General features: G+C 56.3%; 16 protein-coding genes. 12 read left to right on the top strand and 4 right to left on the bottom strand.

The features are described from left to right. The first annotated feature begins 6 nt into the window (after positions 1-6). The 5 genes from MUN84_RS12965 (at position 7) to MUN84_RS12945 (ending at position 3,239) form a co-directional block, all read left to right on the top strand. The gene (locus MUN84_RS12965; protein WP_139924893.1) at positions 7-591 is read left to right on the top strand and encodes an RNA polymerase sigma factor; all 585 of its coding nucleotides are present in this window, start codon (positions 7-9) and stop codon (positions 589-591) included. A gap of 74 nt (positions 592-665) precedes the next feature. After that, positions 666-1,853 carry a trypsin-like peptidase domain-containing protein gene (locus MUN84_RS12960; protein ID WP_244694469.1) on the top strand — a complete coding sequence of 396 codons (1,188 nt, stop codon included), beginning with the start codon at positions 666-668 and terminating at the stop codon, positions 1,851-1,853. Between the two features lie 290 nt (positions 1,854-2,143). Continuing rightward, positions 2,144-2,398: a hypothetical protein gene (locus tag MUN84_RS12955; protein WP_244694468.1), complete on the top strand. Its 255-nt coding sequence runs from the start codon at positions 2,144-2,146 to the stop codon at positions 2,396-2,398. Positions 2,399-2,528: 130 nt separating this feature from the next. Further along, a complete protein-coding gene (locus MUN84_RS12950) occupies positions 2,529-2,741 on the top strand; it encodes a hypothetical protein (RefSeq protein ID WP_244694467.1) in 213 nt (70 codons plus the stop codon). Positions 2,742-3,035: 294 nt separating this feature from the next. Then, a complete protein-coding gene (locus tag MUN84_RS12945; RefSeq protein ID WP_244694466.1) occupies positions 3,036-3,239 on the top strand; it encodes a hypothetical protein in 204 nt (67 codons plus the stop codon). A 45-nt stretch (positions 3,240-3,284) separates the two neighbouring features. Here MUN84_RS12945 and MUN84_RS12940 read toward each other — a convergent pair whose 3' ends face one another. Together MUN84_RS12940 and MUN84_RS12935 are read right to left on the bottom strand one after the other, a co-directional pair. Next, positions 3,285-3,950 carry an SOS response-associated peptidase gene (locus MUN84_RS12940; RefSeq protein ID WP_244694465.1) on the bottom strand — a complete coding sequence of 222 codons (666 nt, stop codon included), beginning with the start codon at positions 3,948-3,950 and terminating at the stop codon, positions 3,285-3,287. 144 nt (positions 3,951-4,094) lie between these two features. Next, positions 4,095-5,192, bottom strand: a complete 1,098-nt coding sequence (locus tag MUN84_RS12935) for a PAS domain-containing sensor histidine kinase (protein ID WP_244694464.1) — start codon at positions 5,190-5,192, stop codon at positions 4,095-4,097. Between the two features lie 476 nt (positions 5,193-5,668). On the opposite strand from MUN84_RS12935, the gene MUN84_RS12930 reads away from it, so the two are divergent. Together MUN84_RS12930 and MUN84_RS12925 are read left to right on the top strand one after the other, a co-directional pair. Next, positions 5,669-5,806, top strand: a complete 138-nt coding sequence (locus MUN84_RS12930) for a hypothetical protein (RefSeq protein ID WP_244694463.1) — start codon at positions 5,669-5,671, stop codon at positions 5,804-5,806. After that, complete coding sequence (locus MUN84_RS12925) at positions 5,776-6,600, top strand: SMP-30/gluconolactonase/LRE family protein (RefSeq protein WP_410780103.1); 825 nt, start codon at positions 5,776-5,778, stop codon at positions 6,598-6,600. The genes MUN84_RS12930 and MUN84_RS12925 overlap by 31 nt, the downstream gene beginning before the upstream one ends. A 93-nt stretch (positions 6,601-6,693) precedes the next feature. On the opposite strand, the gene MUN84_RS12920 is transcribed toward MUN84_RS12925, so the two are convergent. Together MUN84_RS12920 and MUN84_RS12915 are read right to left on the bottom strand one after the other, a co-directional pair. Continuing rightward, positions 6,694-7,119 carry a hypothetical protein gene (locus MUN84_RS12920; protein WP_244694462.1) on the bottom strand — a complete coding sequence of 142 codons (426 nt, stop codon included), beginning with the start codon at positions 7,117-7,119 and terminating at the stop codon, positions 6,694-6,696. A 161-nt stretch (positions 7,120-7,280) separates the two neighbouring features. Continuing rightward, entirely contained in the window at positions 7,281-7,835 is a 555-nt protein-coding gene (locus tag MUN84_RS12915) for a helix-turn-helix domain-containing protein (protein WP_244694461.1), read from the bottom strand. Between the two features lie 1,270 nt (positions 7,836-9,105). Here MUN84_RS12915 and MUN84_RS12910 point away from each other — a divergent pair. The 5 genes from MUN84_RS12910 (at position 9,106) to MUN84_RS12900 (ending at position 12,411) form a co-directional block, all read left to right on the top strand. Beyond that, the gene (locus tag MUN84_RS12910; RefSeq protein WP_244694460.1) at positions 9,106-9,555 is read left to right on the top strand and encodes a carboxypeptidase-like regulatory domain-containing protein; all 450 of its coding nucleotides are present in this window, start codon (positions 9,106-9,108) and stop codon (positions 9,553-9,555) included. 450 nt (positions 9,556-10,005) lie between these two features. Next, a complete protein-coding gene (locus MUN84_RS23860) occupies positions 10,006-10,404 on the top strand; it encodes a cation:proton antiporter (protein ID WP_317238931.1) in 399 nt (132 codons plus the stop codon). 11 nt (positions 10,405-10,415) lie between these two features. Further along, positions 10,416-11,093 carry a cation:proton antiporter gene (locus MUN84_RS23855; protein WP_317238930.1) on the top strand — a complete coding sequence of 226 codons (678 nt, stop codon included), beginning with the start codon at positions 10,416-10,418 and terminating at the stop codon, positions 11,091-11,093. 301 nt (positions 11,094-11,394) lie between these two features. Continuing rightward, positions 11,395-11,625 carry a hypothetical protein gene (locus MUN84_RS23850; protein WP_317238929.1) on the top strand — a complete coding sequence of 77 codons (231 nt, stop codon included), beginning with the start codon at positions 11,395-11,397 and terminating at the stop codon, positions 11,623-11,625. A gap of 402 nt (positions 11,626-12,027) precedes the next feature. Then, positions 12,028-12,411 carry a hypothetical protein gene (locus MUN84_RS12900; protein ID WP_244694459.1) on the top strand — a complete coding sequence of 128 codons (384 nt, stop codon included), beginning with the start codon at positions 12,028-12,030 and terminating at the stop codon, positions 12,409-12,411. The last annotated feature ends 211 nt before the right edge of the window (positions 12,412-12,622 follow it).

Genomic DNA, 12,622 nt, shown 5'->3' with positions numbered 1-12,622 from the left:
AAGCGAATGGGTAAGGGACAACCTGCCTACACTGATGAGGAATTCGTAGCCGCCATCCGGCGCGACGATGACCGGGCACTGGCGCAGCTCTACCGGCTGCACTTCCCGATGATTTCGCACTACGTGCTGCAGAACAGCGGTACCGAGGACGAAGCCAAGGACGTGTACCAGGAAGGAGTCATGGTATTCTATGAGAAGGTACGGGAAGGCTCCTTGGAGCTCAGCTGCCAGATCAAAACATACCTCTACGCCGTATGCCGCCGCCTCTGGCTGAAACGGCTCACCGAGAAAACCCGCTTTGGCGGCCGCCTCGATGACCATGAGCCCTACCTCGAGACCGGTGCCGAAGCCGACCTGGAAGTAGCCGAGGAGCGCGACCGGCAGCTGGGCACCATGAGCCAAGCCCTGGAACGGATTGGGGAGCCCTGCCGCTCGCTTTTAGAAGGATTTTACCTGCTCGATAAGTCGATGCAGCAGCTTACCGCGGAGTTTGGCTACACCAACGCCGACAACGCCAAAAACCAGAAATACAAGTGCCTGGTACGACTTAAAAAACTGTTTTTCAGTCAGTATCAGGAACACGAGACCTAGCCACGGTGGTTAGCAACAGGGAAGTAACGGCTTATGTGGCTACTGCTTTCCTTGCCCTGACTGCCACCCCCGAAATGAAAACCGAAGCTGATTATTACGCTTTATTTGATGCTTACCGCGCGGGCACTCTCCCCGACGATGAGCGCGCCGCCCTGGAGCGCCGTCTCAGCGCCGACTCCGAGCTGGCCCGCCGGCTCCAGGAATTTGAGGAGCTGACCGGTACGCTCACGGCCTACGGCCGCCGGCTGGCGCTGCGCCGAAAGCTGCATGCCATCCACGCCGACATGGATGCGGAGCAGGCCGTGCGCCTGACCCCGCTGGCCAAGGTAGCCGAGGAAGACGAGCGCCACGAGCGGTTTGCCAACGGACAAGCTCCCCGCCCCGCGCTGCGTATCTCGCGCACCGAGCAGAAACTCCGCGCCTTCTGGAACAGCCACCGCGCCACCATGATGGTAGCCGCTTCAGTGGCAGTAATGGCTGTGTTTGCTACCCTTCTGGGGTTGGAGTGGTGGCGGGCTTCCCAAAAGTCGTCCCTGTACGGCTATACGGTCCTGCGCCGCGAGGTAGAGCGCATCAAGCGTACCCAACGGTCTATGAACCGGACGCTCACCCAGATTGAGTCGCAGCCGGAGCGCAGCAACCCCGGCAAGTTCAGCGGCACGGGCTTCGCCCTGACGGCCGACGGCTACTTGGTGACCAGTTACCACGTTATTCAGGGAGCTGACTCCTTACTGATAGAGGGCCACGACCGGCAGCGTTTCCGGGCCGAGCCGGTATTTACTGATGTAGCCCACGATTTGGCCATTCTGCAGATCAAGGATAAGGGGTTCAAGGGCTTTGGCCGTTTGCCCTACGCCTTCAAGCGGGGCCAGTCGGATTTGGGCGAGAAGGTGTATACCCTGGGCTACCCCCGCGAGGACCTAGTATTTAACGACGGTTCCTTGAGCGCCCGCTCCGGGTTTGAAGGCGACACAGGTTTTTATCAAATCAGCATTCCAGTAAACCCAGGCAACTCGGGCGGCCCACTCCTGGATGATAAGGGTAACCTGATTGGGGTTATTAGCGGCCGGCAGATGGACGTGCAAAGTGCTGCTTTTGCCACTAAATCATCGTATTTGATGCGGTTGGTTGACTCGTTGGGTGCTGCCGGTGCGGGTGAGCCTTACAATATGCCCCGCACTAATCAACTCACCGGTACCTCGCGGCCCCAGCAAATCCGGAAGCTGCAAGACTACGTGTTTGTAGTTAAGGTGTACGAATAAGCAGTTACCTCCTGATAAGGTGTTCCAAGGCCTCGCCAAACTGGCGAGGCCTTTTTTATGGCCTTCGGGAGAAGGTATATGTTGCGGGCAGTGGCGATGAAAAGCTTGCGCAGGAAATTACGGGTTATAACTAGCTCACTGGCTTTGCGTTACTACCGAACTCCTAATGGAGTAAACTGCTATTGTTGGCTCAGCTATATCAAAAATGTGCGGTCTTGCGTACAGATTTTTCGGTGGTCACCCCACTGCTCTCCAAGCTTCTTCCTTAACCCGTTTCCTACTTGCCCGCTATGAGCACTCAACTCGCCAAAGACATCGAAAAAATTGCCCCCGAAGATATCATCAACACCCTGCAGAGCGCTTACAAGGTGTTTCAAGGGGAACATGACCAACTAGACGACCTGCTCAAGCACGGTGGACAGCTCATGCGCAAAGTAACGCAACGCTTCACTCCCACGCAGCTAATTGTAGGCATTGCCGTGGTAGCCAGCATCGCCGTTATTGCCGTGGCAAAAGCTACTGAGCCAGACGACCACGCCGAATAAGCTTACGCATCTCTATTTTAAAAGCTCCCTACCTAGTGGGGAGCTTTTTTTGTGTTATCTATTTATATGGTTTTTTAAATAAATAATTTAACATATACTTGCAACACGTCAACCAAACATTTCTTTCGTTATGAAAATCTCTACTTTCGCCGTGTTGGGAGCCGTGTTGCTGCTGGGTACTGATGTGGTAGCTGCTACTGCCCCGCTGGAAGAAACTGTCACACCCGTTACCATCATTCCTACCCTGAGCTCGAGCACCGATGCTGCCTCGCACAGAGGCTGGATTAAGCGCAAGAAGCGCCGCGTTACGCCGGCCTACCGGCGGACTATGCGTCGGCGGTAACGCACGCTGATTGCTAGTAGCGTAGCCTGGAAACCAGAAAAGCCCTGAGTTACCCCTACTGGTAGTAGTGGATGGCTCAGGGCTTTTTATGGATTCAGCATTTAAATGGCACTGATAAGCCCGCTTGCGCTGGGAGCAGTATGCAACTCCGCGAGAAGCTGAACAGTTACTTGAGCGTGCAACTTTTCAAGCTTAGATAGTAGCGGTGCATTACATCATTATATTTTATATGGTATAAATAAAATATTTTATTTACCATTGCATATAAGTTCAACTTTATACCTGCAAAGTTCCATGAGAAACCTGTTTACTTCGCTCGTCTTTCTGGTGACCTTTAGCATCATCGTCCCCGATGCAGCCCAAGCAGCGCCGGCTAGGCCTACCCCGGGCGGTGGACAGCGCGTAAGAACTGGCTTGTTTGGCAAGGCACTGAAAAAACGCCGTCCGCCAGTGTTGCCTTACGAGCGGGCTTTGCGCCGGAACGAGCTGTTCCGCTAGCCGTTACCTTTTACCTGGTTAGTTCAACCAGTAGCGTCACTTATCTTAGGCAGCGGGCTCCAATACGGCAGGCTCGTTGTGGGCCGGAGAGTTTACCAGGGTGCTTACCACGTATTCCCGCATGGCCTCAGGAGCGTACGGGCGTAGTAGTTCCTGGTGCGCGGCTACCCCTGCTCCATCGTCGAGCCAAGCTAGCTCCGCCGAGCGGTCCGGCAGCAACACGGGCATGCGGTTATGAATCGGCTCCATTAGGCTGTTAGGCGCCGTGGTGATGATAGTAAAAGTAGGTAGTACTTCTCCCGTCTGCCGATCCAGCCACTCATCCCAGAGGCCGGCGAATGCAAAGGGCTCCTGGGAGTTAAGCAGGATGCGGTGCGGCACCTTACCATGGTCGGTTATCTGCCATTCATAAAAGCTATCAGCTAGCACCAGGGCCCGCCGACGTTGCAGCAGCGTCCGGAAGGACGGCTTCTCGCTGAGCGTTTCGGCGCGAGCATTAATGGGCCGGGGAGCTTTCTTTGCATCCTTCACCCAGCCCGGTAGCAAACCCCACTGCATCAGCTGAATGCGGCCAGGATCGGTGTTCAGAATTACGGGTAGCTGTTGGGAGGGCGCCGCGTTGTAATTGGGTGCCGAAGGACCGGCAAAAGTGGCTTCGAAACGGGCTTCCAGCGCCGCTGAGGGCGGGGTGACAGTATAACGGCCGCACATACACTACGTTGGGGTTGGTGAAACCTGTTTTACGTAGGCCGCCCCGCAATAGCCATCAAAAAGCCCCGACTAACCCAAAGCCGACGGTTTGCATAGAAAATCCGGGTTTTGCCAGGCGTTTACGTTGCGTAGCGGGCGAGCAGGCTAGGCCGACTCCTGCCGGGGCAAGCGGATGAAGAAGGTGGTTCCTTTCCCCTCCTCGCTCTCAAACCAAATGTGGCCCCGGTGTAGCTCCACAATCACTTTAATAATGGACATGCCCAGGCCCGTGGTCTTCTCCCCGCGCAGGCCCGGCCGCCGGGCCGGCGTGAACCGCTCAAACAGCCGGTCCTGAAACTTCTGCGGAATTCCGATACCAGTATCTACCACCGTAAGCAGTACCTCACTACCCTGATCCTGAAGCCGGACGTGGATGTGGCCGCCATCGGGGGTGAACTTCAAAGAGTTGCTAAGCAAGTTGTTAACCACCTGCATAAACTTGTTACGGTCGAGGTGGAGGTAGCAGGTTTCCGGGCTTTCAAAGGAAACGTGCTTATTTATCTCGGCTTCGGATTTCTGAAACTCTTGCACTATCTCCCCAACCTCAGCGGCCAAGTCTACGCGTTCCAGCTTTAGATTGACACCGGAGGACTCCAAAAATTCATTGTCTACGAAGTCCCGAATCAGGTTTACGCTGTCCTGGCAGGTAGTCTGCATGGTGAGCAGTAGTTCAGAGAGCTGCTCGTCGTGCAGGGTTTCAATCCGCTCACTGACGTATCCCGCAACCTGCTTTATCATAATGAAGGGACCGGCTAAGTCGTGAGACAGAATTTCAAGGGTAGTGTTCTTCTTCTTGTTGAAACGGTCGGCGTTGTCCATGTACTCGCGGGTGCGGGTGGTATCCTGCACGGTGCCGCTGAGGTAGGTTTGGCCCGGAGCCTGCTCCACGCGGCCCACCGTCAGGCAAAGCCACTGGGGCCGACCCTCGGTGCCGGGCGGGGGTAGCAGGCGCACTTCCACGTCTTCCACAAACTTGCCGTTGAGCAAATGATTCAGCCGGGCGGCAGCGTATTCCTGGTCCTCGGGGTGCAGGCGGGCTAGTAGCTGCGGCAGTTCTTCATTAACGGCCTCGGGCTGGTGCCCCAGGATGGTTTCGTAGGCCGCACTCACGTACTCTACCTTTTTCGCCTCCACGTGGTATACGAAGTATAGCGACTGGCTACGCTCAAACAACGGACGAAATAGAGCAACAAAATCAAGCATAGCTTTGCGGGAATATTTAATTACACATACGCAGGCGGAAGCGGGGCGTTTCCGACGGTTCTCCAGGTCGGCTACATCCTAATAAACCCTGCTTGCGTGCGCATGATCCAAGAAGGGAGGGCTCGGTTTCTTGCTCCGTGCCCAGGCGAAGGTACTCGGCTTGGGGTAAAGCAGTTCTCACGCTTCCTTCAGCCCCTGATAGTGCCATCACACGCCATTCAGCAGGTAGCGTGCCTAGAGCAAGGGTAATAGGGAAATAAGTAGGGCAGCACAGAATCAGCAGCAGAAAAAACTAGCGCCGCTCGGGCACAGCCCAGCGTATGCGCCTACTGGTTAGTACGGCGAAAAGCGCCTGGGGGCTGCTGTTGAGCTAGCTTACGGGCCTACGGACTGCCTTTGTTCGGCATCTATCAAGAGCCGTGTCCCGTACTCAAATGAGCTGGCTTTTCAGCTTACGCTTGCTGCCTTTGCTTACGATGAAAAACCGTTCCGTAGTTTTCCTGGCCGGCCTGGCCCTGGTAGTAGTTGGCAGTGCGTACCTGCTGCCCCACCTAGCAGCGGCTCCGCGCCAGACAAGCCCCTTATTGCCCCGCAGGCCACGCCGCGACTGGTAGCCAAGCAGTTCAAGTTTACGGAAGGCCCCGCCGTGGACAAGGCAGGCAACGTGTTCTTCACCGACCAGCCCAACAACAAAATCTGGAAGTACGGCACCGATGGGAAGCTGTCGGTTTTTTTGGAGCCGGCCGGACGTGCCAACGGTCTTTATTTCGACAAGCAGGGCAACTTGCTGGCCTGTGCCGATGAGAACAACCAGCTCTGGTCCATCAATCCGCAGGGCCAGGCCACGGTGCTGCTGCAAGACGTGCACGGCCACCGCCTCAACGGCCCGAATGACTTGTGGATCAGCCCCCAGAGTGAGGGTATTTACTTCACGGACCCGTACTACCAGCGCACATATTGGGCCCGTACTACCCCGGATGCCGGCCTGGGCGGGCAGAACGTGTACTACCTAGCCAAAGGCCAGCGCCAGCCCGTGGTGGTTGACGACCAGCTGCAAAAACCCAACGGTATTATTGGCACGCCCGACGGCAAACAGCTATACGTGGCTGACATTGACGCCAACAAAACCTACCGTTACCAAATCGGACCCGACGGGAAACTGACCAACCGCCAGCTATTCGTGGAGCAGGGTTCCGATGGTATGACCATTGACAACCAAGGCAACATCTACCTGACGGGCAAGGGTGTAACGGTGTACAGTCCGTCCGGGCAGCAGCTCACGCACATTCCCATTCCGGCCGAGTGGACCGGCAACGTGTGCTTCGGGGGCCCGGACCGGCGCACCTTGTTTATTACGGCATCCGAGGCAGTATATACCCTGGCCATGCGCGTGCAAGGCGTGCAGTAATCCGAACACATAAACGAAAGCGGCCCCGCAGGTAGTAGCTAGCCGCATCCAGCCTAGCACCGCTAGAGGTTTCGGGCTGGCACGCGGGGTTTCTCAGCAGTACGTGACCCGGCATTCCGCCAGCCACGCCATAGCGGGCTGCTCATCCGCGAAGCGACGGATATGATACGGTAGGTTGTCGAAGTAGGTGAGAGGCGGCACGGAAGCATCGGCTTCCAGCTCTGCCAGATGATTGGGCACGAACAAATAAGCTATAAATACTTGGCCTCCCAGGCGCGCCATTACCAGGGGCAAAAATGTTTCCATCATCCAGGCCACGCCCTGCTGGTTGGCATTGGTACGGCGGCGCCCATCTACCAGCCAGTAGCGACAACCCGGCTGCTGGGCTATGGCTAGCACGGCGCGGTATCCTTCGTGCAGTTCCTGGGAGGAAGGCTGCCGGAGCCAGCGCACAATAAGCACGTCCAGGTCGGCACGGTGCGTCACCTGCAGGTAATCGGAAATAGCCGGAGACACCATAGGACAGAAGCAAGTGAGGACCAGACAAGATAACCTATCAGCCGGCGCTTTGCAACCGCCCGGCTAGGCACCAACGCGGCGCATAGGCTGGGGCGGGCCACGTGGCACTGCACGCACGAGACCACACGCAGCAACCTTCTCGCCTTCAACAAGAACAGAGCTTAACTGAGTAGGTCTACTGACCGGGCCAGGCGCAGGGCCGCTTGTCCGGCCTCATAGTCGAGGGCATCAATGCGCAGCTCCAGCAGGGCCTGCGCGGCCGGCCCGCTCCGCTCAATTTCCCGCAAAGATTCTTCCTCCCGCAACGCCAGCCACGCCGCATCTTTAGGCGCGCCACTGGCTGCTGCCAGTGGGCGCAACAGCGGTAGCAGCTCCCCTAGCACCGCTTGATGCCGGACGGCGCGGGCCCGCAGCAGTACCAGCTCCTGCCGCAGCCGAGTTGCCTCGTGCGTGCAGTCGCGCAAGCGGCCTTGCAGGGCCACCCGACTGGTCGCATCAAGGGCAGTAGCAGCCGCACTGGCGGCTGCTGGGGTCTCCAGCACAGCCATAAGAGGTAGTAGCTTGGCCCACGTGGCGGCGGGCAATACCCGGCGGCCCTGCTCAGCCATGGAAACCTGGGCGCGGGAAACCGAAAGATATTCCGCTAATTGCGCCTGCGACAGGCCATAGCGCGCCCGCAATGCTTGCAGCGTAAGTGGAGTAGGATCAGAAGCCATAAACTGGCTAACGAGAATAAGGCTTGTTTTGTGTCACTCAATTATAAATTACCACGAAATGACACAAACATTTGTGTCGAGTATTGGCGGTTATTTTAAGTTTGACACAAACTCGATTGTCATTGATATCCAGGTTTTTAGTCTTGTGTCATTAATAAGGCAGCAAGTAAGTTGGCTAGAGTCCATTGCATTTCACTTATCATACCGGAGTGTATTCGCAAGGGTACTGCCTATCTGGTCAGGGGCTAAGTGGAAGGATGACAACGGTGGTAGTGGAATGCAGGCGCCCGCATAGCAAAGCGTTTCGGCTAGGCCTTTTGCACTAGCGGCTGCTTTCCGTGTGCTATTTAGGAGGCCAACGTGGGTTAGTCGGGTAGGCAGGGGTAGGGGCATAAAAAAGCCGCTGCCCGAGGCAGCGGCCTTTTCCGTCGCATTGGCCGGCAATTATCATTCATCCACCCTACTCCTTTTGCCGGAGCCAACACTACGCGGTACGAGTCTTCCTTTCCATAAACCCTACGCGCGCTGAATACTTAATGAGTCAAAGGTATGGCTGCGTCCAGGCCCGCGCTGTAGTATTGGACCAATGGAGTCTGCGCCCAGGCCAACGCACTGATCTACACGGCGGAAGCGAAAAATTACAGCATAGCGTCATGAGTTGCGGGTGCAGAGCAAGGCGGTGTGTAACTCAATGAAATAGCGCAGATTCTGAGCAGCATTCGTGTTGTTCACTTTCTTCTTAGGCTTAAAGCAGGTTTCTGAGCCGAGCTGCCCCGCTTCGCTTGCACGGTAAATTTCCTCGGGTTATGCTGGTTGGCTGCGTTCAAACAGTTTTTATAACTGCCCGGCCTAACTCATTATAGGTTGTCATTCGCACGCTACTCAGTATAGTTCGCAGGGCGGCCTGCTTCGGGTGGCTCTGACTAGCGCGCTTTGAGCTTACTGGAACACTACCTGATATATGAAGTAGCAGAACGTCTACCCCGCTATACGCGCACCTGTGTGTACGGCTACTTACGACTAGGAATAGTGCTGTTTCATTTGCTTGTATATCATAAGATATGGCTATACAAACGGTATTGTTCAACTTATTAATTATAACCTTCTACTTTTGCGTAGCAATCCGACTAGGTAATGCGCCGATTTGCTCAGAAGGCAGTTTTCAAATTTTTACCAGACATTGCACTAATTCTACTTTTTTTTAACTATATTCAACTTTCCTCGTTTAATACCACACGTTCTATTACGTCACTACCCATACCCACCGCTTATGCGCTCTACCTTACTCTTCTCTTCCCTTGTTGCCCTGCTAACCTTTTCCTTTACCGCATCGGCTCAGACCACGGAGCCTGCAACGGAGCGCTTAGCCCTGGCAACAACCACTGCCGCCGCTGCACCGGCCGCCCGGCTGGAGTGCACCCAGTTTACCGGCCAAGTGCTCAACGACGAGGGCAAGCCTCTGATTGGAGCTACCGTGCAGCTGGTGGGCAGCCGCATTCCGCAGATTACGAACTCAGAAGGCAAATTTGTGATTAAGGACCCTGTTTATCGGGGCCAGGTGCTGCATGTGGCCGCCGCTGGTTACGTCGACCGGGACTTCCCGCTCGCTACCTGCGAAGCGCCGGTAGTAGGATTGGAGCTGGCTGAAGGCACCCGTATTAAGCGCAACGGCAAGCATGCGGGTCAGATTATTCGCTCGGGCCAAGCATACCGTCAGTAGCCCAACGCCCCAACTATTGTGCTGTTGGTGCAGCCGAAATTAGCGGAATAGCTACCTCTTCCAGAATTCTACCTGGCTCACGGAATAAGGTGAGTTTATAAAGTCGAAAAGCCGCCTTAGCCTGGGCGGCTTTTTGCGTTCTTCACAAGGCTTACTATACTTTATATAGAAAGCTGTTCCTCAGAACTTTGACTTAGGCTGCCAGGCTGAGGGAGATTAGACAGTCGGGGTAATTGCCACTAGGCAAACGTAGTTCTCCTACCCTACTCAGGATGCTAGCCAAAAGCACTACTAAGCGCGGGCCAGCTGTAACCATAAGCTGCGCGGCTTCGGCTTGCTACGCCCAATCAAGCTAGCGAGCCGGGCGCTTTGTGGCGGGGTCGCAGTTCGGTAGCAAGCATTCTTATAAGAAGGATGTGATATTGCTGCTGCATCCATACCTGCTCTTTCATGCACGACAACGCACTACACGGAAATATTCTGCTGGTTTTGGGGTTGCTGTTTGCCATGCTGCTGCTCGTTATGCTGGGCCAGAAGCTGCGCATCTCCTACCCTATTTTTCTGGTGCTGGCCGGGCTAGCGCTCAGCTTCGTGCCCGGACTGCCGACCATTGTTATCAATCCGGACCTGATTTTTCTGATTTTTCTGCCGCCTCTGCTCCACCAGGCCGCCTGGGATACTTCGTGGCAGGACTTCTGGCGGTGGAAACGCCCCATCGGACTATTGGCCTTCGGGCTGGTGTTTTTCACTTCTACTATTGTCGCCTACGTGTCCAGGGCCATGATTCCGGGCTTCACCCTACCGCTGGGGTTCCTGCTGGGTGGCATCATCTCGCCCCCGACGCGGTAGCGGCTACTTCCGTGCTGAAAGGTATCAAAGTGCCGCGCCGCGTAACCAGCATTCTGGAGGGAGAAAGCCTGATTAATGACGCCAGCAGCCTGATTGTGTTTCGGTTTGCACTGGCTGCCGTGGTCTCGGGGACGTTTTCCTGGCACGAGGCCGTTGCCAGCTTTGTGTTGGTCAGCGGTATGGGCTTGGTAGTGGGGCTGGCCGTAGCCTACGGCTTCTACCTGATTCACCGCTACCTACCCACTACGCCTAGCATCAATACGCTGCTCACCTTTCTGGCGCCCTACGTTATGTACTTGCTGGCCGAGGAGTTTCACTTCTCGGGGGTGCTGGCTGTGGTCAGTGGCGGGCTGCTGCTTTCTCACCTCTCTCACCGCGTATTCGATGCTGACACCCGCCTGCAGGCCACCAGCGTGTGGGCCAGCGTGGGTTTTGCCCTCAATGGGCTGGTGTTTATTCTCATTGGTCTGGAGCTGCCCGTGGCCGTGGAAGGCCTGGGCTCCTACTCCTTGCAGCAAGCCATTACCTACGGACTGATTATCAGCGTCATGGTAATTATCATTCGACTAGTGTGGATGTATCCGGCGGCCTTTATTCCGCGTTGGCTTAGCCCCCGTATCCGCGCCACAGAAACCAGTCCGGGCTGGCAGGGGACGCTTATTTTGGGGTGGGCGGGCATGCGGGGGTAGTATCCCTGGCCTCAGCCCTGTCGGTGCCGCTGCTGCTAAACAACGGACAGGCCTTCCCCCAACGCAACCTGATCCTGTTCATCACTTTCGTGGTTATTCTGGTGACCCTGGTGTTTCAGGGCCTGACCTTGCCGGCTCTTATTCGCTTTACGGGGGTAGCGGAGCAGGAGGAGCGCATGCCGCCCGAAGAGCAGGAAGCTGGCATTCGGCTGCGCCTGCGGCGGGTGGCCCTGGCCCACCTGGCCCAGCAGTACGCCCCGATATCGAGAACAACGAGCTCATCAGTGCCCTGCAACACCGCATGCAGGCCGAGGCCCAGCGCACCGGCAACCTGCTCGAAGCCCTCGACTACGACGAGACAAAGCGCCGGGCGCTGCAGCGCTACCATCAGGTGCTGCTGGATGTGCTGCACGTGCAGCGGGAGGAGCTATTTGTGCTGCGCCGCGAGAATGTATTTGAGGAAGAAATGCTACGGCACCAGGAGGCCCAGCTAGACCTGGACGAGGCCAAGATCAGCCACATGCCGCATTAGGGTGTGTAGACAGCAAGAACTTTTGCTTCAAAAAAGAACGTCATTCCGAGCTTGTCGAGGAATCTGGCGTGCTGATGTTAGAATTACTATTGCAACAACAGCACGCGAGATTCCTCGACAAGCTCGGAATGACGTTCTTTTAACCTCCTGTCCATACAGCCTGATTGCTGGGCTGAGACTTTCGCTTACACTAATACTGCTACGAGTACGTCGGCAGCTCCCGAGCAGTGCATATGCCTAGCAGCTAACATCAGCCCGGGTCCGCTGTTGCCCTAAACCTATAGTCGCTGAGCTATCAACTCAGAAGTAGCACGAAAGACTGCTCAACCATTAACTACCTGGCTTACAACCCGTACAGACAAACTGGTTTTTCCTTTCCGCTTCTTCACCTACCCTCTTGCTATGGATCAGAACGAGCATAACCGCACCCAGGCCCAGGCGGCCAACGACGGCACCGCTGCCTCCCGCCCCGAAAACGCGCACGGCGTAAGCGGCCAGCAGCAGGGCGCTGCCAACCAAAACACGGACAAGCCCAACGATACCAGCGGCCGCCACGGCGGAAACCACGGCAACGACGGCGGCGAAACTGTTCGGGATGCCAAAGGCAGCAGCCACCGCGGCGACGAGCCCAACGCCGAATCGGAAAACACGGGCGGCGGCGACGATAACCAGGGCAAGCACCACACCCAGCATAATACCAAGGACCAAACCAGCTACGGCACCGGCAACGCCGCTCCCAGCACCGCCAACGACGGCGGCAAAATAGACGACGCAAACAACCAGTAGCCCAGCCAACTCGCTTTTTAGCTCATTACATACCCCGGCCCCACGGATACGTATTCGTGGGGCCGGGGCGGTTTTATTAGGGTGCGTCTCCGAACAAAAAAGTCCGTTCTGCCGCGTGCAAGGAGGCATTTCGCTCGAATCATTGGGCAGGAACTTCAACGTCAGCACGCGAGATGCTGCATTGCGCTCAGCATGACGAGCAGCTAGCCTA

This window comes from Hymenobacter sp. 5516J-16 (assembly GCF_022919335.1).
Classification (GTDB): domain Bacteria; phylum Bacteroidota; class Bacteroidia; order Cytophagales; family Hymenobacteraceae; genus Hymenobacter; species Hymenobacter sublimis.
Note: the sequence above shows the minus strand (reverse complement) of the source record. Positions and strands in the feature narration are given on the sequence as shown.